The organism is Streptomyces subrutilus (assembly GCF_008704535.1).
Lineage (GTDB): Bacteria > Actinomycetota > Actinomycetes > Streptomycetales > Streptomycetaceae > Streptomyces > Streptomyces subrutilus.
Map to the genome: position 1 here is coordinate 5,705,379 of NZ_CP023701.1, position 20,117 is coordinate 5,725,495.

22 protein-coding genes are annotated in these 20,117 nt (G+C 74.2%); 14 read left to right on the forward strand and 8 right to left on the reverse strand.

Annotation, left to right across the window (positions count from 1 at the left end; genetic code table 11):
* Positions 1-5: 5 nt before the first annotated feature.
* The gene (locus CP968_RS25265) at positions 6-1,277 is read right to left on the reverse strand and encodes an inorganic phosphate transporter (RefSeq protein WP_150520181.1); all 1,272 of its coding nucleotides are present in this window, start codon (positions 1,275-1,277) and stop codon (positions 6-8) included.
* Positions 1,278-1,631: 354 nt separating this feature from the next.
* Here CP968_RS25265 and CP968_RS25270 point away from each other — a divergent pair, with 354 nt between their 5' ends.
* Positions 1,632-2,762: an alpha/beta hydrolase family protein gene (locus CP968_RS25270; protein ID WP_150520182.1), complete on the forward strand. Its 1,131-nt coding sequence runs from the start codon at positions 1,632-1,634 to the stop codon at positions 2,760-2,762.
* Positions 2,763-2,891: 129 nt separating this feature from the next.
* Positions 2,892-4,367: a hypothetical protein gene (locus tag CP968_RS25275; protein WP_373304091.1), complete on the forward strand. Its 1,476-nt coding sequence runs from the start codon at positions 2,892-2,894 to the stop codon at positions 4,365-4,367.
* A 27-nt stretch (positions 4,368-4,394) separates the two neighbouring features.
* On the opposite strand, the gene CP968_RS25280 is transcribed toward CP968_RS25275, so the two are convergent.
* Together CP968_RS25280 and ypfJ are read right to left on the reverse strand one after the other, a co-directional pair.
* Positions 4,395-4,790, reverse strand: a complete 396-nt coding sequence (locus CP968_RS25280) for a VOC family protein (RefSeq protein WP_150520183.1) — start codon at positions 4,788-4,790, stop codon at positions 4,395-4,397.
* Positions 4,791-4,869: 79 nt separating this feature from the next.
* Positions 4,870-5,760 (reverse strand): KPN_02809 family neutral zinc metallopeptidase, encoded by an 891-nt coding sequence (ypfJ, locus tag CP968_RS25285; protein ID WP_150520184.1) that lies wholly within the window; start codon positions 5,758-5,760, stop codon positions 4,870-4,872.
* A gap of 260 nt (positions 5,761-6,020) precedes the next feature.
* Here ypfJ and CP968_RS25290 point away from each other — a divergent pair, with 260 nt between their 5' ends.
* The 8 genes from CP968_RS25290 to amaP all read left to right on the forward strand — a co-directional run bounded on the left by CP968_RS25290 (position 6,021) and on the right by amaP (position 11,689).
* On the forward strand, positions 6,021-7,619 hold the full coding sequence (locus CP968_RS25290) for an ABC-F family ATP-binding cassette domain-containing protein (RefSeq protein ID WP_150520185.1): 1,599 nt from the start codon (positions 6,021-6,023) through the stop codon (positions 7,617-7,619).
* Positions 7,620-7,983: 364 nt separating this feature from the next.
* Positions 7,984-8,205, forward strand: coding sequence for a helix-turn-helix domain-containing protein (locus tag CP968_RS25295; RefSeq protein ID WP_189828965.1), 222 nt, complete (start codon positions 7,984-7,986; stop codon positions 8,203-8,205).
* A 161-nt stretch (positions 8,206-8,366) separates the two neighbouring features.
* A complete protein-coding gene (locus tag CP968_RS25300) occupies positions 8,367-9,146 on the forward strand; it encodes an enoyl-CoA hydratase/isomerase family protein (protein ID WP_150520187.1) in 780 nt (259 codons plus the stop codon).
* Between the two features lie 268 nt (positions 9,147-9,414).
* Positions 9,415-9,846: an Asp23/Gls24 family envelope stress response protein gene (locus CP968_RS25305; protein WP_150520188.1), complete on the forward strand. Its 432-nt coding sequence runs from the start codon at positions 9,415-9,417 to the stop codon at positions 9,844-9,846.
* 129 nt (positions 9,847-9,975) lie between these two features.
* Entirely contained in the window at positions 9,976-10,173 is a 198-nt protein-coding gene (locus tag CP968_RS25310; protein ID WP_150520189.1) for a hypothetical protein, read from the forward strand.
* Positions 10,174-10,180: 7 nt separating this feature from the next.
* Positions 10,181-10,579 carry an Asp23/Gls24 family envelope stress response protein gene (locus CP968_RS25315; RefSeq protein ID WP_150520190.1) on the forward strand — a complete coding sequence of 133 codons (399 nt, stop codon included), beginning with the start codon at positions 10,181-10,183 and terminating at the stop codon, positions 10,577-10,579.
* Positions 10,576-11,124 carry a DUF6286 domain-containing protein gene (locus CP968_RS25320; protein ID WP_150520191.1) on the forward strand — a complete coding sequence of 183 codons (549 nt, stop codon included), beginning with the start codon at positions 10,576-10,578 and terminating at the stop codon, positions 11,122-11,124. Before CP968_RS25315 ends, CP968_RS25320 begins: the two co-directional genes overlap by 4 nt.
* Positions 11,125-11,131: 7 nt before the next feature.
* Positions 11,132-11,689, forward strand: a complete 558-nt coding sequence (amaP, locus tag CP968_RS25325) for an alkaline shock response membrane anchor protein AmaP (RefSeq protein WP_150520192.1) — start codon at positions 11,132-11,134, stop codon at positions 11,687-11,689.
* Between the two features lie 135 nt (positions 11,690-11,824).
* On the opposite strand, the gene CP968_RS25330 is transcribed toward amaP, so the two are convergent.
* The 5 genes from CP968_RS25330 to CP968_RS25350 all read right to left on the reverse strand — a co-directional run bounded on the left by CP968_RS25330 (position 11,825) and on the right by CP968_RS25350 (position 15,598).
* Positions 11,825-12,580, reverse strand: a complete 756-nt coding sequence (locus CP968_RS25330) for an SDR family oxidoreductase (protein ID WP_150520193.1) — start codon at positions 12,578-12,580, stop codon at positions 11,825-11,827.
* A gap of 9 nt (positions 12,581-12,589) precedes the next feature.
* Positions 12,590-13,375, reverse strand: a complete 786-nt coding sequence (locus CP968_RS25335) for an SURF1 family cytochrome oxidase biogenesis protein (RefSeq protein ID WP_150520194.1) — start codon at positions 13,373-13,375, stop codon at positions 12,590-12,592.
* Between the two features lie 101 nt (positions 13,376-13,476).
* Positions 13,477-13,710: a hypothetical protein gene (locus CP968_RS25340; RefSeq protein ID WP_150520195.1), complete on the reverse strand. Its 234-nt coding sequence runs from the start codon at positions 13,708-13,710 to the stop codon at positions 13,477-13,479.
* Between the two features lie 182 nt (positions 13,711-13,892).
* Positions 13,893-14,870 carry a DEDDh family exonuclease gene (locus tag CP968_RS25345; protein ID WP_150520196.1) on the reverse strand — a complete coding sequence of 326 codons (978 nt, stop codon included), beginning with the start codon at positions 14,868-14,870 and terminating at the stop codon, positions 13,893-13,895.
* A 104-nt stretch (positions 14,871-14,974) separates the two neighbouring features.
* Positions 14,975-15,598, reverse strand: a complete 624-nt coding sequence (locus tag CP968_RS25350; protein ID WP_150520197.1) for a TetR/AcrR family transcriptional regulator — start codon at positions 15,596-15,598, stop codon at positions 14,975-14,977.
* A gap of 112 nt (positions 15,599-15,710) precedes the next feature.
* On the opposite strand from CP968_RS25350, the gene CP968_RS25355 reads away from it, so the two are divergent.
* The 4 genes from CP968_RS25355 to CP968_RS25370 all read left to right on the forward strand — a co-directional run bounded on the left by CP968_RS25355 (position 15,711) and on the right by CP968_RS25370 (position 20,082).
* A complete protein-coding gene (locus tag CP968_RS25355) occupies positions 15,711-16,508 on the forward strand; it encodes an acetoacetate decarboxylase family protein (RefSeq protein WP_150520198.1) in 798 nt (265 codons plus the stop codon).
* A gap of 1 nt (position 16,509) precedes the next feature.
* On the forward strand, positions 16,510-17,394 hold the full coding sequence (locus CP968_RS25360) for an SDR family NAD(P)-dependent oxidoreductase (RefSeq protein ID WP_150520199.1): 885 nt from the start codon (positions 16,510-16,512) through the stop codon (positions 17,392-17,394).
* A gap of 94 nt (positions 17,395-17,488) precedes the next feature.
* Entirely contained in the window at positions 17,489-18,751 is a 1,263-nt protein-coding gene (locus CP968_RS25365; protein ID WP_150522118.1) for an amidohydrolase family protein, read from the forward strand.
* A complete protein-coding gene (locus tag CP968_RS25370; protein WP_229886663.1) occupies positions 18,748-20,082 on the forward strand; it encodes an amidohydrolase family protein in 1,335 nt (444 codons plus the stop codon). Before CP968_RS25365 ends, CP968_RS25370 begins: the two co-directional genes overlap by 4 nt.
* The last annotated feature ends 35 nt before the right edge of the window (positions 20,083-20,117 follow it).

Below are 20,117 nucleotides of genomic sequence, written 5' to 3' on the forward strand. Positions count from 1 at the left end.
CTCGGTCAGACCGCGGCGGCCGGGGCCGCCGGGGTCGTCGTCGCGGCCGGGATGGTGGCCCGGAGGTCCTCGTCCGTCACGGCGTCGGCCGTACCGGCCGCGGCGGACGCGGTCGGCGGGACGGCGACGGCGGCCATGGCCGTGGTGACCACGCCCGGGTCCTCGGCGCCGGCCGGCTCCACCTCGTTGACGTTGTGGTGGTCGACGACCTGGCGGCGGGAGATGAGCCAGATCGCCAGGCAGGAGCCGATCAGGAAGACCGTGACGGCGGCGATGCCGACGTCACCGGTGCGCATGACCAGCTCCGCGAGGGAGGCGACCAGCGCGGCGGCCGGCAGGGTCAGGCCCCAGGCGACGAACATGCGGGTGGCGGTGGACCAGCGGACCACGCCGCCCTTGCGCCCCAGACCGGCACCCATGACCGCGCCGGAGCACGCGTGGGTGGTGGAGAGGGAGAAGCCGAGGGTGGAGGAGGCCAGGATGACGCTGGCGGCCGAGGTCTGGGCGGCGAAGCCCTGCTGCGGCTGCAGGTCGGTCAGGCCCTTGCCCATGGTGCGGATGATGCGCCAGCCGCCCAGGTAGGTGCCCATCGCGATGGCCAGGCCGGCGGAGACGATGACCCAGACCGGCGGGTTGGCGCCGGCCGGCAGGGCGTTGCCGGCGACGAGCGCCAGGGTGATGATGCCCATCGTCTTCTGCGCGTCGTTGGTGCCGTGCGCGAGGGAGACGAGGCCGGCCGAGGCGATCTGGCCGGCGCGGTAGCCCTTCGCGGAGGTCTTCTCGCCGACCTTGTCACCGAGCTTGTAGGTGACCTTGGCGGCCAGCAGCGCGGCCGCACCGGCCACCAGCGGCGCGGCTATGGCGGGGATGAGCACCTTGGTGAGGACGACGCTGCCGTTGACCGCGCCCATGCCGGCCGAGGCGACCGCGGCGCCGATCAGGCCGCCCATCAGCGCGTGGGAGGAGCTCGACGGCAGTCCGACCAGCCAGGTGACCAGGTTCCAGAGGATCGCGCCCACCAGGGCGGCGAAGATCACTTCCGGCTGGATGCCCTCTTCGTTGACCAGTCCCTTGGAGATCGTCTTGGCGACCTCCACGGACATGAAGGCGCCGACGAGGTTGAGCACGGCGGACATGGCCACCGCCGTCTTGGGCTTGAGGGCGCCGGTCGAGATGGTGGTGGCCATCGCGTTGGCCGTGTCGTGAAAACCGTTCGTGAAGTCGAACACGAGAGCGGTGATGATCACGATCCCGAGGAGAAGCGTTATGTGCTCCATTTACCCAGGCTTCTGTTTGACGTCAGTGGCTCGGCGACCGTAGGCAACCTGAATGAACGGAAGGTGAACTGGCGCGGGCCGACCGGTGTACTGGTCCGCCACCCGATCGGGTCGTTCCTCCCGATACTGCCGTGGATGGGTCGATTGATGCACGTCAAAGCCGGGTGCACGACCCATCCGGCGGAACGCCTCCCTCCGTTCGGAGGGGGCGACCGGTGCCCGGACGAGACCCAGATCACGCCCCGCGCCGCCGTCGCCGGCCCCGGTCGGACCCCGCCGCGCGGCCCGCTGCCGCGGGCTGCGGAACGGTCGCCTCCGGTGGCCCGCCGGATGCCGCGCCCCGACACTGGAGCCGTGCGTACCGCCACAGCGACGGCAGCGGCCGTCACCACCAGCCTCTTGGGCGCCGGCGCGGCCGCGGTCGCGGTCGGCCGGTACGCCGCCGACGCCGCACTGCGCCCCCGACCGGGGCGCCCGCTGCCCGGCGCGCCCCGCTTCCACGTCCACTCGGCCGGCGACGGGCTGGTCACGCTGACCCGCTCGCTCGGCTCCCTGCGCCCCGGCACCTACGGCCTGGACGCCCCCGGGGTGCACGCCGTCGTCGGGGCCGTCCTGCCGGACGCCCCGCACCGCCCCGACACCGTCGTGCGCCGGCTCCTCGCCGTCACCCACGGCAGCCTCGACCCCGGGACCCGCGTCACCCTCACCCCGCAGGTGCACCTGGGCAACCCGCGCACCGCGCTCGGGCTCGACCACGCCGACGTGGACGTCCCCGGGGAGCTCGGTCCGCTGCCCGCCTGGTTCGTGCCCGGCCACCGCGACACCTGGGTGATCACCGCGCACGGGCTCGGCGGCAGCCGCGAGCACCCGATGGTGGTGCTGCCCTTCCTCCACCGCCACCGGTTCCCCGTCCTCGACCTGGCCTACCGCGGCGACCTGGGCGCCCCCGCCTCCCCCGACGGCCTCGGCCACCTCGGCGAGTCGGAGTGGCGCGACCTCGACGCCGCCCTCCGCTACGCCCTGCGCCACGGCGCCCGGCGCGTCGTCCTGTACGGCTGGTCCACCGGCGCAGCCATGGCCCTGCGCGCCGTCGAGCGCTCGGCGCTGGCCGACCGGGTCTCCGGCCTGGTGCTGGATTCCCCCGTGCTCGACTGGCACGCCACCCTGCGCGCCCTCGCCGCCGCCCGGCACGCCCCGGCCGCCGTGCTGCCGCTGGCGGTGCGCGCCGCGGAGGGCCGGGCCGGACTGCGCGCCGACCGGCCGCCCCCGGGCGCCGACCCCCGCGCGCTGCGCGTGCCGGTGCTGCTCTTCCACGGCCCCGACGACACGCTCGCCCCGTGGGGCCCCTCCCGGCGGCTGGCCGCGGCCCGCCCCGACCTGATCACGCTGCACCCCGTCCGCGGGGCCGGACACGGGGCGATGTGGAACGCGGACCCGGCCGGATACGAGGAGATCCTGCGGCGGTTCCTGGTCCCGCTGATGTGAAGACCGATGTGAAGGCCGTGTGGCGGTAGGGGCGCGAAGGGCGGCTTGTCCTGGTCTGTACCAAGCTTCGCGGGCAGTAACCGACCGTTCCGTTTGGGCTTTCGGCCAGTGACGGGCGAGACTGCTTCCGTGACGTCCCGAAAGCCTGATGAGCAGTTGGCTCGCGACTCCAGACTCCGACTCGTCTCCCCGCGCTCCGTGGCCACGGCCCGCAAGGCGGTGACCGACCGGCGGACCAGAACCACCCCGCGGCCGCCGGCGGGCACGCCCGCGACGGCGGACCTCGCGAACCGGGCCCGGGCCTCGCTCGTCGACGCCGTACGCCTGACCCGCTGGGCCGAGCTGAACCTCGGAGCCGGCGACGGCGGCCGGCCCGCGACCGCGGGCGCCCTGCCGGCCTCCGACGTCGAACGCGCCGCCGGAGAGCTGGGCCTGACCCACGGCCAGATCCGGGTCGGCTGGGACCGCGCCCGGCTCGCCGGCCTCGTCGAGGTGCACGGGGGCCACGCCCGGCCCGGCTGGCGGCTGCGCGCCTGGGACCGCGACGACACCGCCGTCCTGCGCGGCTGGGTCGCCCTCTTCGACGCCTGGTCGCTGGTCCACCCGGCCCCCGCCGACATCGCCCCCGCGGCCGTCGCCGAGGTCGTCGAGGCGATGCCCCAGCTGCTGTCCCTGCTCCAGCTGTCCGCCGGACCGGTGACCGTCCCCGACCTGCTCGACCTGCTCGGGCAGCGCGTCGCCGAACTGCGCGACGAGCGGTGCGAGGTCCCCTCCTACGACGGCGAGAGCGCCGCGGACCGCGCGGACGCGGCCGACCCGGACGCACCCGGCGCCCCGGCTCCGGCCGGACCGCCGGAGCCCGGCGCCGTAGCCGAGACGCGCCCCGCCCTCGCCCGGCTGCTGCGCTGGGCGCTCGGCGGACTCGCCGCCGTGGACGCCGTCACCCTCGGCCCCGCCCGGGCCGCCCTCACCCCGCTCGGGAGCTGGGCCGTCTGGGTCAAGCTGGAGCAGATCTGCGTGGCCGCGCAGAGCACCGCCGGCAACATCGAGCAGTCCGCCGCCGCCATGCTGCACGGCTGCGCCCGGCTCACCCCCGGCCCGGCCCGCGCCGAGTACCAGGCCTGGCTGGCAGCCCGGCCCGTCGGCCACGCCGTCGCCGAGCTCCTGCACGCCGCCCGGGGCGAGGACGCCCTGCTGCGCGGCCTCGCCTTCGAGGCGCTGCGCGTGGTCGGCGCACCCGCCGAGCCCGAGGTGCGCGCCGCCGTCCGCGAACCGGCCCTGCGCCCGTACGCCCTGCTCTGGCTGGCCGTGCACGACGGTGTGGACCCCGACGAGGCGCAGGACGTGCTGACCCGCGAGGAGTCGACCTGGCTCTGGGTCGACACCGCGGCGGCCATCGCCGACCACGGGGAGGCGGACCTGCTGGCCCGTCACCTCGACTCCGCCGTGCGCACCACCGTCCCCCGGCTGCTGGACGAGGTCCGCGCGGTCGGCCACCCGCGCACCGTGCAGGTCCTGGTGGCCCTGGCCGCGGCCCACCCCGACCCGGCCCTGGCCAAGGCGGTCCGCCGGGCCGCCTTCCAGGTCCACACCGGCGGGTCCTAGGCCCCGGGTCCGTACCCGCCCTGGGGTTCAGACCCGCGGTGCGTACGTGCCGAAGCTCCAGAGGTTGCCCTCGGCGTCCCGGGCCAGGTAGTCCCGGGAGCCGTAGTCCTGGTCCGTCGGGGGCACCAGGACCTCGACCCCGTGCTCGACGGCCCGCCGGTGGTGCGCGTCCACGTCCTCGACCACGACGTAGACCGCGGCCGGGCCGGCGCCGGCCATGGCCGTGGCGAAGGCCCCGCCCCGGCCCGCGCTGCCGAGCATCACCACGCCGTTCCCGTGGGACAGCTCCGCGTGCGCCACCGTGCCGTCGTCCCCCTCGTACACGGCGACCCGGGTGAATCCGAACGCCTCCGTCAGCTGCCGCACCGCCGCCTTCGCGTCGCGGTAGAGCAGGGCCGGGCAGATCGACGCAACGCCCGCCATGGCGATCACTCCCTCTCCTCGTGCGTGGGGCCGGCCGCGCACGTGGCCCGCGTCACAGCACGGCAGCGGCCGCCGCCCGTCAGCGGAAGGTGTTGCACTGGGCCATGTCGCCCGTCCGGTAGCCCTGGTAGAACCACTGCTGGCGCTGCTCGGCGCTGCCGTGCGTCCACGACTCCGGGCTCACCCGGCCCTGGAACTTCTCCTGGATGCGGTCGTCGCCGACCGCGGCCGCCGCGTCCAGGCCGTCCCTGATGTCCTGCTCGGTGAGGTTGGTGATGAGCGGCCGGCCGGTGGACTCGTCCGGGGTCCGCGTCGCGTTGTGCGCCCACACCCCGGCGTAGCAGTCCGCCTGGAGCTCCACCTTCACCGCGTTGCTGTTCGCCCCCTGCTGCCCGTCCTGGGCCCGCTGGAGCGTCCCGGTCAGGTTCTGGATGTGGTGCCCGTACTCGTGGGCGACCACGTACGCCTGGGCGAAGGGGCCGCCCGTCGCGCCGAACTTCGTCCGCAGCTCGTTGAAGAAGCCCAGGTCCAGGTAGACCTTCCGGTCGGCGGGGCAGTAGAAGGGGCCCACCGCCGAGGTCGCCGTCCCGCAGGCGGTGCCCACCCGGCCGGTGAAGAACACGGTCTGCGCCGGGCTGTACTGGCCCCCGCGCCGGGCGAACTCCTGCTTCCAGAAGTCCTGGGTGCTGTTGACGACCGCGACCAGCCGGCAGTCCTCGCGGGCGTTGGCGTCCCGCCCCGTCCGGCAGGCCTGCTGCACCTGGTTCACCGAGGACGCGGCCGGGTCCGGCTGCTGATCGCCGGAGGAGAGCCCCAGCTGCTCCGGGCCCACCCCGAACAACAGCCCCACGACCAGCGCGATGAGGCCGACGATGCCGCCGCCGATCGTGGCCCGCCCGCCGGGGATGCGGCTGCCGCGCACGTCGTCGACCTCGGAAGTGTCCAGATTGGCGTCGTCGTCGAACTGCATCCCGCACCGCCCTCGAATCCGCGTGGCCGCCCCTGCGGCGAGTATCAACCCGTTCATCCTCGTACGCGCAGCGCCCCACCGTGCGGTCCGTGGGCCGAACGGGGGACCGCGGAGCGCACGGTCCGCCCTCCACTGCCCCGGAAAGTGGTTGCGCACCCCCGGTAGAATGTCTGTCATGGCAAATCTCCTCGCGGATTAGCGGCGTCGAAGCATCGCGTCCTGCCCCCCTTCCGCCGTCCCCACCGCCCTGGAGTATTTCCGTGATCACCGCCACCGGCGTCGAGCTGCGCGCCGGCGCCCGCGTCCTCATCGAGTCCGCCTCCTTCCGCGTCGCCAAGGGCGACCGCATCGGCCTCGTCGGCCGCAACGGAGCCGGCAAGACCACCCTCACCAAGTGCCTCGCCGGCGAAGGACAGCCCGCCGCGGGCTCCATCGCCCGCTCCGGCGAGGTCGGCTACCTCCCGCAGGACCCGCGCACCGGCGACCTCGACGTCCTGGCCCGCGACCGCATCCTGTCGGCCCGCGGCCTCGACGTCCTGCTCAAGAAGATGCGGATGAACGAGGAGCGCATCTCCACCGGCTCCGGCGCCACCCGCGAGAAGGCGCTGCGCCAGTACGAGCGCCAGGAGACCGAGTTCCTCACCAAGGGCGGGTACGCCGCCGAGTCCGAGGCCGCGACCATCTCGGCCGCCCTCGGCCTGCCCGACCGGGTGCTCGGCCAGCCGCTGCACACCCTCTCGGGCGGCCAGCGCCGCCGGGTCGAGCTCGCCCGCATCCTCTTCTCCGACGCGGACACCCTGCTCCTCGACGAGCCCACCAACCACCTCGACGCCGACTCGATCGTGTGGCTGCGGGACTACCTGAAGAACTACCGCGGCGGCTTCATCGTGATCTCCCACGACGTCGACCTGGTCGAGACCGTCGTGAACAAGGTCTTCTACCTGGACGCCAACCGCGCCCAGATCGACGTCTACAACATGGGCTGGAAGCTCTACCAGCAGCAGCGCGAGGCCGACGAGAAGCGCCGCAAGCGCGAGCGCCAGAACGCCGAGAAGAAGGCCGCGGCCCTGAATTCGCAGGCCGACAAGATGCGCGCCAAGGCCACCAAGACCGTGGCCGCGCAGAACATGGCCAAGCGCGCCGACCGGCTGCTGGCCGGCCTGGAGGCCGTCCGCGTCTCCGACAAGGTCGCCAAGCTCCGCTTCCCCGACCCGGCGCCCTGCGGCAAGACCCCGCTGACCGCCGAGGGCCTCTCCAAGTCGTACGGCTCGCTGGAGATCTTCACCGACGTCGACCTGGCCATCGACAAGGGCTCCCGCGTGGTCATCCTCGGCCTCAACGGCGCCGGCAAGACCACCCTGCTGCGGCTGCTGTCGGGCACGGAGAAGCCGGACACCGGAGTGGTGACGGCCGGGCACGGCCTCAAGCTCGGCTACTACGCCCAGGAGCACGAGACCCTCGACCCGGAGCGCACGGTCCTGGAGAACATGCGGTCCTCCGCGCCCGACCTGGACCTGGTCGCCGTCCGCAAGACGCTGGGCTCCTTCCTGTTCTCCGGCGACGACGTGGACAAGCCGGCCGGAGTCCTCTCCGGCGGCGAGAAGACCCGGCTGGCCCTGGCCACGCTGGTCGTCTCCTCGGCGAACGTGCTGCTCCTCGACGAGCCCACGAACAACCTCGACCCGGCCAGCCGCGAGGAGATCCTGGGCGCGCTGCGCACGTACAAGGGCGCCGTCATCCTCGTCACCCACGACGAGGGCGCGGTCGAGGCCCTGGAGCCGGAGCGGATCATCCTGCTCCCGGACGGCGTCGAGGACCTGTGGGGACCGGACTACCGGGACCTGGTGGCGCTCGCCTGACCGGGCCCCGGTTCCGGTTCCGCTTCTGATCCAGTTCCTTATGGATCATTCGGCTCAGGGGTGATCCATCATCTGAGTGAGACGGTCTCGTACCGCCCCGCGTCGTCCGGCGGCCCCGGCGGCACCCTCTCCGGGGTGCGGCCGGGGCCTTCCGCTTTCCGGTATCCGGCCCCTGACCTGGCGATTCCCGGAAGAGCCGGGGGAGTGTGACGCAGGTCATGCCACGGATGAAAAGATTCCGTTCTGCTTGCGCGTCCACACCCGGGGTAATGGCGTCGTACCGACCTTGCGGAATGGGTGGCCAGGAAGCGTGGGAGGGGTGATCATGAGAAGTCCAGAGCGCACTTCCCACGAGGAGGCACGGGTGGCCGAGACTCTGAAGAAGGGCAGCCGGGTGACCGGCGCCGCGCGCGACAAGCTCGCGGCAGACCTGAAGAAGAAGTACGACTCCGGTGCGAGTATCCGGGCGCTGGCCGAAGAGACCGGCCGGTCCTACGGATTCGTCCACCGGATGCTCAGTGAGTCCGGGGTCTTGCTGCGGGGTCGCGGTGGCGCGACACGCGGCAAGAAGGCCGCCACGGCCTGATTCCCCCCGGTCCATCGGTTCCGACAGTCCAACGGTTTCACGCTCCCAGTGAGCCGGCGGTTCCTTCGGTGACCCCCCGGTCGGCCCTCCGGTCGGCTGGGTGGTTACTGTGCAGTCACTTAGGCCGGGATCGCGGCCGACCGCACACCGGAGGCACACAGATGGCTCTGCTCGACAAGGACGGCGTACGACTCACCGTCGACGATTCGGTCGCCACGGTGACACTGACCAATCCGGCCAAGCGAAACGCCCAGTCCCCTGCGCTCTGGCGGGCTCTGGCGGAGGCCGGACGGTCGTTGCCGGGCACCGTCCGCGTCGTCGTGCTGCGCGGCGAGGGCAAGTCCTTCTCCGCAGGGCTCGACCGGCAGGCGTTCACCCCCGAAGGCTTCGAGGGCGAGCCGTCCTTCCTCGATCTGGCACGCGGTTCGGACGAACTGCTCGACTCCACCATCGCCGAGTACCAGGAGGCGTTCACCTGGTGGCGGCGGAACGACCTCATCTCCGTCGCCGCCGTGCAGGGGCACGCGATCGGCGCCGGCTTCCAGCTCGCTCTGGCGTGTGACCTGCGCGTCGTCGCCGACGACGTGCAGTTCGCCATGCGCGAGACCAGCCTGGGCCTGGTCCCCGACCTGGCGGGCACCCAGCCCCTGACCGCGCTCGTCGGCTACGCCCGCGCGCTCGAAATCTGCGCGACCGGCCGCTCCGTGCACGCCGAAGAGGCCGAGCGCGTCGGCCTGGCCAACCTGGTCGTGCCCGTCGGTGAACTCGACGCGGCCGTCCAGGACCTCACCACCGCGCTGCTGGCCCCGCCGCGGGACGCCGTGATCGAGACCAAGTCCCTGCTGCGCGACGCCGCCTCCCGCCCCTACGACGACCAGCGCGCCGCCGAGCGGGCCGCCCAGGCCCGGCGGCTGCGCGATCTGGCGGGCCTCTCCGACTGACCGTCGGCCGACCGCCGCCGGAGCCCCGGCCCGGCCGCCCACCGCCCCGCCCCGTCCCCCGTCCGGGGGGCGGGGCGGTCACGTGTCCGGGGACGGCATGGCCGGGGCCGGACAGGGCAGGAGCCCGACGCCGGATCCACCGACCGGACGTCTCCGGCGCGCCGGGTGGCCGGTCCGCGCTTACCGTGGTCGAGGGGTCGCAGGGCGCACTCCGCGCCCGGTGCCCCCGGCCTGCCAACCGTAGGACTCCCACTCTGAAGGACGGGCGATGACCGAATCCGCAGCAGGGAAATTCGCCAAGGACCCCGGCGAACGGGGCCGCACCAGCATCGCGGACGGCGTGGTCGAGAAGATCGCCGGCCTCGCCGCGCGCGAGGTGGTCGGGGTGCACGCCATGGGCAGCGGCAGCGGCCTGTCGCGCACCTTCGGCGCCGTGCGCGACCGGGTGCCGGGCGGTACGAAGGCCTCCGTCAGCCGCGGGGTGAAGGCCGAGGTCGGGGAGGTCCAAACCGCCCTCGACCTGGAGATCGTCGTCGACTACGGCGTGTCCATCCGCGACGTGGCCCGGGCGGTCCGCGAGAACGTCATCTCGGCGGTCGAGCGGATGACCGGTCTGGAGGTCGTCGAGGTCAACATCGCGGTCAGCGACGTCAAGCTGCCCGACGAGGAGGACGACGAACCGGAGTCCCGGCTCCACTAGCCGGCCCGGTCCGCCGCCCCACCCGCCCGACCCGTTCCCTCCGCTCCACCCCACCCCGTTCCGCACGGCGCGCAGCAGCCCGTACGGCACGCGTCCCACGTCTCGCACGCCTCGACGAGAGGAGCCCGCATGAGCATGGCGGTCGTCGGTCTGCTGGCCGGCATGGCACTGGGATTCGCCGGGTACTTCGGCGGCTTCGGCGCCTTCCTGCTGGTGGCCGCACTCGGTGCCATCGGCTTCGTCCTGGGCCGGTTCCTCGACGGGGACCTGGATCCGGGCGACCTGTTCCGCCCCCGGGGCCGCGGCCGCGACGACCGGACCCGGTGAGGCCGCGATGACCACGCCGACGCCGCCCGGCCCGGCGGACGTGTCCGCCGCGGACCGGGGGGCCACCCGCATCGCCGACCGGGTGGTGGCCAAGATCGCCGCCCAGGCCGCGCGCGAGGCGCTGGCCGGCGGCCCCGGGAACTCCGGGGCCGCCGGCCGCTCCGGCGGCGACCCCGCCGCGCACGCCACCGTCACCGTGCACCACGACATCGCCCGGGTCCGGGTGAGCCTGGAGCTCGACTACCCCTCCGACCTCGCCGCCCAGTGCGCGGCCGTACGCCGCCAGGTCGCCCGCCGGGTCGAGGAGTACGCGTCGATGACCGTGCCCGAGGTGGCGGTCGAGATCGAGCGGCTGCACCCCGCGGACGGCCGGTTCACTACCGGTTCGGACCGGAGGCTGCGGTGAGGGCCTCCGCCGCGGGGGCCCGTTTCCGCTCCGCCCGGCGGATCCCGGCCGCCGTCACCGCCCTGGTCGTGCTGGGCGCGGCCGGCCTGCTGCTCTACGACCTGGTCGCCGTGAAGGCCCACCGCCCCGGCATGGGCTGGCGCCGCGACCTCGCGCGCCAACTGGAGCGCCACGCCCCCGCGGACACCGCCGTGATCGTCGGCGGCGCCGTCCTGGCCCTCCTCGGGGCCCTGCTCCTGCTGATCGCCCTCACCCCCGGGCTGCGCCGCGTGCTGACGATGCGCACGCCCGACCCGGAAGCGGGCGTACGGGCCGGGCTCGGCCGCAAGGACGCCGCGCAGGTGCTGCGCGACCGGGCCATGGAGGTGCCCGGGGTGCGGTCGGTGCGGGTCAAGGTGGGCCGCTCGCGCGTCGGGGTGCGCGCCACCTCGCACTTCCGCGAGCTGGACGACGTACGGGCCGACCTGGACGAGGTGCTCGCCGCCGGCATCGGAGAACTGGGCCTGGCGCATCCGCCGCGGCCCCGCGTACGGGTCGGGAGGTGAGCGGCAGGTGCTGGGGATCGTGAACCGGGTCGTCCTGGCGGTGCTCGGGCTGGCCCTGCTGGCCGCAGGGGCCGCCGTGCTGACGGGATGGTGGCCGTTCCACGGGCGGCACGCGCCGCTGCTGACCGCCGCCACCCGGCGGCGGTACTGGGACGCCGACGGCTGGCAGTGGTGGGCCGTGGCCGCCGCGCTCGCGGTGTGCGTGCTGCTGGCGCTGTGGTGGCTGCTGGCCCAACTGCGCAGCCCGCGCCTGCCGGCCCTGGCCGTGGAGACCGACGACGGGGCCTACGCCCTGCTGCGCGGCCGCGCGCTGGAGGAGGCGGTGGCCGCGGAGGCCGGCGCCCTGGACGGCGTCGCCCGCTGCCGGGTCGCCCTCCGCGGCAAGCGCGGGGCCCCCGCCCTGCGCGTCGCGCTCGAACTGGAGCCGCACGCCGTGCCCGGGGACGCGCTGGCCGCGCTCGCCGGCCCGGTCCTGCACCGCGCCCGCACCTCGGCCGGGCTCCCGGACCTGCCGGCGGAGGCCCGACTGAAGGTGACCTCGCACCGGGCGGAGCGCGTCCAGTAGGGCTGGCCGTCCGTGACGTCGTGGCCGCGGCCGGGGTCGAAGTGGTCCCGGCCCGGGCCGTCCCGTGGCCGTCGCTGCCCGCGAGCCGGGCCCGCCCACCGGCGGGCCCGGCTCGCGGGCGTTGCCGGCGGCGGGTCAGAAGCCGTGCCGGGCGCCGCCGTCGACCGGGAGCATGACGCCCGTCAGGTAGGACGCGGCCGGAGACAGCAGGAAGGCGGCCGTACGGCCGAACTCCTCGGCGGTGCCGTAGCGCCGCAGCGGGATCCGGGACTCGTTCGCGGCCCGCGCGGCCGCCGCGTCACCGGACAGCGCGTCGAGCTCGCGGACCCGGTCGGTGTCGATGCGCGCCGGGAGCAGGCCCACGACGCGGATGCCGCGCGGGCCGAGTTCCAGGGAGAGGGACTTGGCGAAGCCCGCCAGGCCCGGGCGCAGGCCGTTGGAGATGGTCAGGCCCGGGATCGGCTCGTGCACCGAGCCCGAGAGGACGAAGCCGATGACCCCGCCCTCGCCCAGTTCGGCGGCGGCCGCCCGGGCGAGGCGGACGGCGCCCAGGAACACCGACTCGAACGCGGCCGACCACTGTGCGTCGGTGTTGTCCGCGGCGGAGCCCGGGGCGGGTCCGCCGACGCTGATGAGGATGCCGTCGAAGCGGCCGAAGCGCTCGCGCGCGGTGGCGATGAGCCGTCCGGCCGCGGCCGGGTCGGCGTTGTCGGCGGCGACGCCCACGGCGTTCTGGCCGAGCGACGCGGCGGCCGCGGCCGCCCGCTCCTCCTCCCGGCCCGTCACGACCACCTTCGCGCCGTCGGCGGTCAGTTCACGGGCGGAGGCGAAGCCGAGGCCGCGCGTGGCCCCGGTGACGACGTAGACACGGTCCTTCAGTCCAAGATCCATGCGGACACGCTACGCGCTGACCGGCTCCCGTTCGACGGATCGGGCCGCCGCCTCGTCGCGGTCGCGCCGCTCGCGCCGGACGAGCACCACCCAGCCCACCGGGACCGCCGCGGCGAACAGCCACCACTGGACGGCGTACGCCATGTGGGGGCCGATGGAGTCGTGGTCCGGCTCGGCGATCATCTCGGGGCCGCCGTCCGAGGGGGCCGGGCCGGTGAGTTCGAGGTAGCCGCCGAGGACCGGCTTGCCGAGGTACGCGGCCTGCCGGGCGCTGTCGATCAGCATCACCTGGCGGTCCGGCAGCCCCTTGCGGTCCTTGATGCCGCTGGCGCCGCTCGTCTCGTCGGCCTTCAGCCGGCCGGTGACGGTCACCTCGCCCGACGGCGGGGCCGGTACGGGCGGGAAGTCGCGCGCGTTGCCGTCGCTCGGCACCCAGCCGCGGTTGACCAGGACCACCCGGCCGTCGGCGAGGACCAGCGGGGTCACCACGTGGTAGCCGACCTTGTCGTCGCGCGAGGTGCGCATGCGGACGACCACCTCGTGCGCGGTGTCGTACGTGCCGGTGGCGGTGACCGCGCGCCAGTAGTCAGAGCGCGGGACCCGGTGGCCGGGGGAGGTGAGGTCGGTGACGGGCAGCGGCTTCGCCCGCAGGCTCGTCTCGATGAGCTGGTTCTGCGCGACCCGGTGCTCATGGCGGTGGTACTGCCAGAACCCCAGCTTGATCATCGCGGGGATGAGGGCGAGGGCCACGAGGGTGAGGCACACCCACTGCCGGGTCAGTACAAAGCGGTACACGCCCACGACGGTACCCCCAGCCGACGGGGCCCCGGCGGCCGGGTGGCCGTCCGGGGCCGGAACGCTGGTGGGGAGGGTCGCAAGGGACGGGGCGCCGGAGGTCAGACGCGGTCGACGACGCCCACCTTCCCCTCCGCGCGGGCGCAGTGCGCCCCGCAGAACCACTGGCCCTCGACGTCGACGCCCTGGCCGATGATCTGGACCCGGCAGTGCTCGCAGATGGGCGCCATGCGGTGGATGGCGCAGGAGAAGCAGTCGAAGACGTGCACGGCGCCCTGCGCGTGCACCTCGAAGGACATGCCGTAATCGTTTCCGCAGACCTCACAACGTGCCATGCGCCGAATGCTGCGCACGGCCGGGGGCCGGAACAAGATCCACCGGGGTGAGTCGCCGCGCCTGCACCCGGCCGGAGCAACGCGACGCGGCCGGAGCGGGGCAGGCAGGTCCGCGGCGGTGGCGCCACGCGGTCCGGCCGACATGCGGTCCGGCCGACGTCGCGGCGCCGACGCGGCCGGGCTCAGTCCTCGACGGCGGCCACGTCCCGCAGCAGCTGGGTGAAGGCCGCCTCGTCCACGACCGGCGTGCCGAAGGACCTGGCCTTGAGGGTCTTCGAGGTCGCCGAGTCCGGGTCGTTCGTCACGAGCAGGCTGGTGAGCCGCGACACGCTCGTCGCGATGTGCAGGCCCGCCTCGACGGCGCGGTCCTCCAGCAGCTCGCGGTCCACCGAGGTGTCGCCGGAGAAGGCGATCCGCATGCCCTGCTTCAGCGGCTCGCCGTCCTGGAAGCGCCCCGGGTTGGGGTGCGGGCACGGCGGCCGCCTGCGCGAGGGGCGCCACCCGCCGCCGCGATACGCGGCCTGGTGGCCCACCCGCGGGGTCACCGGGGAGTCCGACCACTCCGTCAGCGGCCGGCACTCCAGCAGCGGCAGCCGCACCCCGTCGCGGGCCGCCGCGTGCAGCGACGGCCGGAAGGCCTCGGCCAACACCCTGGCGTCGTCGAGGGCGTGGTGGGCGCGCTGCTGGACCACGCCGAAGTGCGCGGCGAGCGACTCCAGCTTGTGGTTGGGCAGCGGCAGGTTCAGCTCCTTCGACAGGGCGATGGTGCACAGCCGCTGACGGACCGGCGCGGTCACCGCGGCCCGCGCGTACTCCCGGGCGATCATCTGCCAGTCGAAGATGGCGTTGTGCGCGACCAGCACCCGGTCCGCGAGCCGGCCCGCGAACTCCTCGGCGATGTCCGCGAAGAGGGGAGCGTCCCGCAGCACGTCGGTCGTCAGCCCGTGGATCCACACCGGCCCCGGGTCGCGCTGCGGGTTGACCAGGGTGTACCAGTGGTCCTCGACGTTGCCCAGCGCGTCGAGCCGGTAGACGGCGGCGGACACTATCCGGTCGTCGCGCGCGAGCCCGGTGGTCTCCACGTCGACGACCGCGTACCCCTGTGGGTACGCGGTCGGCCAGGTCGTCTCTGCGGTCGTACGGTCGTCGAGCATGGTCACAGAGGATATCGGCCCCGGCCGACAGCCGTGTCCCCGACGACCGCGGGGCGCCCTCGGCCCGGCCCGGCCGGCGGGCTCCCGGCCGGGCGCGCCCCGCCGACGCCCTACCCCCGGGGCTCCAGCAGCGACCGTACGAGGGCGCGCACGGACAGGGCGAACAGGCGCTCCGGGTCCGCCGGGCGGGCCATGGCGCGGGCCAGCGCCGGGTCGTGGGGGGCCGCGGCCGGGTCCCAGAGCTCGTTCTCGGCGGGGGACTGGGCGGGGGAGCGCTCGCGGTTGCGCTCGACGAGCAGGAAGCCGATCGTCTGGAACTGGATCGCGCGCACCGCGTCCGCCGCCCGTGCGCCGCGCAGTCCGGCGGCGTGCACCTCGTGGACGAGGGCCTGTTGGGCGGGGAGGAACATCCGCTCGGTGAGGCCGCGTTCGTGGACCATCGCGATCAGGTGGGGCCGCTCGCGCAGTTCGCGGCGCAGGATGCGGGCCACCGACAGGATGCGGTCGGCGGGGGTGCGGCCGGACGGGGCGAGGGCGCCCATCTCCTCGACGGTCCGCTCGACGAGGGCGTCGAGCAGCGATTCGCGGTTGCCGACGTGCCAGTAGATCGAGGTCACGGCGGTGCCCAGTTCGGCGGCCAGCTTGCGCATGGTGAGGGCCCCCGGGCCGTCCTGTCTGACCAGCAGCGCGGCGGCGTCCAGCACCTCCGCGCGGGTCAGCGTGCTTCTGGCCATGTCCGGCCACCCATCTGTCGTTCCGTCAGTTCTGTTGCGTGCACGGGTCTTTACCCTTCATCGGTAGCGGTGTAACTGTGTTACAGAACCGAACCGAAGGGTGGTGCGAGAGATGGCACGCGTACGGTACGGAGCACGGACCGAGGCCGAGATCGCGGCGTCGCGCGAGAAGAGCGCCCGGCTTCCCGACATCTGGTCCACGGGTGTGGTGGCCGTCTGGGAGACGGACCCGGAGGTGGTGGCGGCGGTCCTGCCACCGCCGCTCAAGCCGGGCGACCGGCCCCTGGTGCGGGCCAACATCAGCACGGTGGACCTGCCCGGCTACCCGCTCGGCGCCGGCTCGGTGGCCGTCGCCGCCCGGCACGACGGGGTCGAGGGCTGGTACCCGCTGGTCATGCCGATGACGCACGAGCGCGCCCTGACCGGCGGCCGCGAGGTCTTCGGCGAACCGAAGAAACTGGGCGAGGTCACCGTCGAGCGCGACGGGCTCGTCGTCCGGGCCGCCCTCGCCCGGCACGGCATCGCGTTCGTGGAGGTCCGCGGGGCGGTCGACCGCCCGCTGCCGCTGCCCGAACCGGCCACGAAGACCGACTTCTACTTCAAGTTCCTCCCCGCGGTCGACGGCTCCGGCCTGGAGTCGGACCCGGTCCTCGTCCACTGCACCCGCAACGAGAAGGTCCGCAGGCTGGAGCGCGTCACGGGCGACGTCGTGCTCCGCGAGTCGATGTTCGACCCGGTCGCCGACCTGCCCGTCCGCCGGCTCGTGGAGATCACCATCGGCGAGAAGACCACCGACCAGAAGGGCCGGGTCGTCGAGCGGGTCAGCGCCCGGGCCCTGCTCCCGTACGTCCACCAGCGGTACGACGACCCGATGCAGGTCCTCGACGGCCCTCCGGAAGGCAGTGTGTGAGATGCGACTGGAACCGGGACAGGTGGCCGTCGTCACCGGCGCCGCGAGCGGCATCGGCCTCGCGATGGCCCGCCGCTTCGCCGCCGAGGGCCTGAAGGTCGTCCTCGCCGACGTGGAGGAGGCCGCCCTGCGCAAGGCCGCCGGCGAACTGGCCGGGCAGGGCGCCGAAGTGCTCGCCCGGACCGTCGACGTGAGCGACCGCGACAGCGTCGTCTCCCTCGCCGACGCCGCCTACGAGGCCTTCGGGGCCGTCCACGTGCTCTGCAACAACGCGGGCGTCGGCTCCGGAGCCGAGGGCCGCATGTGGGAGCACGAACCCAACGACTGGAAGTGGGCCTTCTCCGTCAACGTGTGGGGCGTCTTCCACGGGATCCAGGCCTTCGTCCCCCGCATGATCGCGGGCGGCGCGCCGGGTCACGTCGTGAACACCTCCTCCGGCGACGGCGGCATCGCCCCGCTGCCCACCGCCTCCGTCTACGCCGTCACCAAGGCGGCCGTGGTCACCATGACGGAGTCCCTCTACGCCCACCTCAGGGCGGAGGACGCGGCCGTCGGCGCCTCCGTGCTCTTCCCCGGACCGCACATGCTGCGCACCGGCCTGTGGGAGTCCCACCGCAACCGGCCCGAGCGGTACGCGAAGGAGCGCCCGCGCAGGGCCCCGTACCGCAGCCTCGACCAGTACGAGTCCGCCATGCGCGAGGCGGGCCACGCGGTGCACTTCACCCCCGTGGAGGAGGTCGCCGGCCACGTCGTCGACGGCATCCGCGCCGACCGCTTCTGGATGCTGCCGCCGAGCGAGCACAGCGACCGCCAGATCCGCGCCCGCTCGCGGTCGATGCTCGACCGCGCCAACCCCGCCTACCTGGAACGCTTCATCCTCGACTGAGGGGCCCGCCGTGCCTGACACCCAAGCGCACCACCCGGACCGCACCCCGGACCGCGAACCGGGCCGCGACCCCGCGCCCGACCCGGACCCGTACCTGATCATCTCCTCGGACTGCCACGCGGGCCTCCCCACCGAGCTGTACCGCCCGTACCTCGACTCCCGCTTCCACCCGCGGTTCGACGCCTTCCTCGGCGAGCGCGACGCGCGCCGGGCCGAGGCCACCCGGCTCGGCGTCCGCAACGAGGCCTTCGCCGAGAAGTGGTTCCACGACCACGAGGAGGGCCTCAAGGGCGGCTGGGACACCGGGCAGCGGATCAAGGAACTCGACGGCGACGGTGTCGCGGCCGAGGTCGTCTTCCCCGACGCGGACGCCGTCGACAGCCAGACCGCGGCCCCCTTCGGCGTGGGCCTGGGCCTCTCCGGCGACCAGGACCCCGAGCTCGGCATGGCGGGCGCGCAGGCGCACAACCGGTGGCTGGCCGAGTTCGTCTCGCAGCACCCCGAACGCCACTGCGGCGTCGCCCTGCTCCCGATCACCGGCGACCCGGCGAAGGTCGTCGCGGAGGTCCACCGGGCCAAGGAGTCCGGGCTCGGCGCGCTGATGATCCCCGCCATGTGGGTGGACAAGGCCCCCTACCACGACCGGCGCTACGACCCCGTCTGGGCGGCGGCGGCCGAGACCGGGATGCCGGTCGTCACGCACTCCGGATCCTCGCCGCGCCACGAGTACGGCGACCACCTGGGCATCTTCGTCTCCGAGGTGACCTGGTGGCCGGCCCGCCCGCTGTGGTTCCTGCTCTGGTCGGGCGTCTTCGAGCGCCACCCCGGCCTGAAGTTCGGCATCGCCGAGTCGGGCTGCTGGTGGCTCCCCAACCAGCTCTGGTTCATGGACCGCCTCTACCTCGGCGCCCACGGCGGCAAGAAGCTCTCGCCGTTCGAGGAGCTCAAGCGGCCGCCCAGCGAGTACCTGGACCGGCAGGTCTTCGTCTGCGCCACGAACACCAAGCGCCGGGAGCTGGCCCAGCGCTACGAGATCGGGGTGGACAACATCCTGTGGGGCTCGGACTTCCCGCACCCCGAGGGGACCTGGCCGAACACCCGCACCTGGCTGAAGAACACCTTCCACGACATCCCGGTCGCCGAGACCCGCCGGATGCTCGGCCTGGCCGCGGCCGAGGTCTTCGGCTTCGACACCGGGCGGCTGGCCCCGCTGGCCCGCCGGATCGGCCCCACCCCGGCCGAGCTGGGCCAGAGCGCCGACCAGACGGCGGTGGAGGCCTCCTGGGCCCGGTCGCGCGCGGTGGGCCGCCACTGGCTGACCGGCGAGGACTTCCCGGTGCTGGGGGTGGACCGATGACCGCGCGCAACGCACCGGACGACCGGACGCCGCAGGACGAACGGAGGGCACCGGACGAGCGGAGGGCACCGGACGGCCGGACGGCGGTGCGCGGACCGGGCGGGCGGGCCCCGGGGGAGGACCGCTACACGGTCGTCTCCGCGGACTGCCACGCCGGCGCCGACCTGCTCGACTACAAGCCATACCTGGCCCGGCGCCACCACGAGGAGTTCGACGCCTGGGCCGCCTCCTACGTGAACCCGTACGAGGACCTGCTCGCGGACACCGCGGACCGCAACTGGAACTCGCAGCGCCGGCTGGCCGAACTGGAGGCCGACGGGATCGTCGCGGAGGTCCTCTTCCCCAACACCGTCCCGCCGTTCTTCCCGAACGCCTCGCTGATGGCCCAGCAGCCCACGGCGGCGGAGTTCGAGCTGCGCCTGGCCGGCCTGCAGGCCCACAACCGCTGGCTGGCGGACTTCTGCGCCGAGGCCCCCGGACGGCGGGCCGGCGTGGCCCAGATCCTGCTGGGCGACGTCGACGCGGCGGTCCGGGAGGTCCGCCGGACGAAGGAGGCCGGCCTGACCGGCGGCATCCTGCTGCCGGGCGCCCCGCCGGGCTCCGGGGTGCCCGAGCTCCACTCGGCCGCGTACGACCCCATCTGGGCGGTCTGCGAGGAGCTGGACGTGCCCGTCAACCACCACGGAGGCTCGGCCTCCCCGCCGCTCGGCGACGAACCGGCCGCCCGGGCCGTCTTCATGGTGGAGACCACCTGGTTCTCGCACCGCGCCCTGTGGCACCTGGTCTTCGGCGGCGCCTTCCACCGCCACCCCGGGCTGAAGCTGGTCCTGACGGAGCAGGGCTCGGGCTGGATACCGGGCGTGCTGGACATGCTCGACTACTACCACCGCCGCCTGGTCGCGGCCTCGGCCACGGCCGAGTCCAAGTTCGGCGCGGGCCTGGCCGGTTCGATGGGCCGGCGCCCGAGCGAGGTCTGGCGGGACAACTGCTTCGTGGGCGCGAGCTTCATGCGCCCCCACGAGGTGCCGCTGCGGGACCGGATCGGCCTCGACAAGATCATGTGGGGCAGCGACTACCCCCACGACGAGGGCACCACCCCCTTCTCCCGCGAGGGCCTGCGCATCGCCTACGCGGGCCTCCCGAGGGAGGAGGTCGCGGCGATGGTCGGCGGGAACGCCGCCCGCGTCTACGGCTTCGACCTCGCCCTCCTCGACGCGGTGGCCGCGAAGGCCGGCCCCCTCGTCTCGGAGATCGCCGAACCGCTGACCGAGGTCCCGGCCGGGGCCACCAGCCCGGCCTTCGCCCGCGGCGGCTCGGTCCGCGTCTGGTGACACCGCCCGGCGGGGCGGCCCGGCACCGCACCGGG

Excerpts from the sequence above, each read along its gene's own strand:
- CP968_RS25265 (WP_150520181.1), bottom strand. The coding sequence starts at position 1,277 with ATGGAGCACATAACGCTTCTCCTCGGGATCGTGATCATCACCGCTCTC.
- CP968_RS25280 (WP_150520183.1), bottom strand. The coding sequence starts at position 4,790 with ATGGCGGGCGTTGCGTCGATCTGCCCGGCCCTGCTCTACCGCGACGCG.
- ypfJ (WP_150520184.1), bottom strand. The coding sequence starts at position 5,760 with ATGCAGTTCGACGACGACGCCAATCTGGACACTTCCGAGGTCGACGAC.
- CP968_RS25300 (WP_150520187.1), top strand. The coding sequence starts at position 8,367 with ATGGCTCTGCTCGACAAGGACGGCGTACGACTCACCGTCGACGATTCG.
- CP968_RS25305 (WP_150520188.1), top strand. The coding sequence starts at position 9,415 with ATGACCGAATCCGCAGCAGGGAAATTCGCCAAGGACCCCGGCGAACGG.
- CP968_RS25310 (WP_150520189.1), top strand. The coding sequence starts at position 9,976 with ATGAGCATGGCGGTCGTCGGTCTGCTGGCCGGCATGGCACTGGGATTC.
- CP968_RS25315 (WP_150520190.1), top strand. The coding sequence starts at position 10,181 with ATGACCACGCCGACGCCGCCCGGCCCGGCGGACGTGTCCGCCGCGGAC.
- CP968_RS25330 (WP_150520193.1), bottom strand. The coding sequence starts at position 12,580 with ATGGATCTTGGACTGAAGGACCGTGTCTACGTCGTCACCGGGGCCACG.
- CP968_RS25340 (WP_150520195.1), bottom strand. The coding sequence starts at position 13,710 with ATGGCACGTTGTGAGGTCTGCGGAAACGATTACGGCATGTCCTTCGAG.
- CP968_RS25350 (WP_150520197.1), bottom strand. The coding sequence starts at position 15,598 with ATGGCCAGAAGCACGCTGACCCGCGCGGAGGTGCTGGACGCCGCCGCG.
- CP968_RS25355 (WP_150520198.1), top strand. The coding sequence starts at position 15,711 with ATGGCACGCGTACGGTACGGAGCACGGACCGAGGCCGAGATCGCGGCG.
- CP968_RS25360 (WP_150520199.1), top strand. The coding sequence starts at position 16,510 with ATGCGACTGGAACCGGGACAGGTGGCCGTCGTCACCGGCGCCGCGAGC.
- CP968_RS25370 (WP_229886663.1), top strand. The coding sequence starts at position 18,748 with ATGACCGCGCGCAACGCACCGGACGACCGGACGCCGCAGGACGAACGG.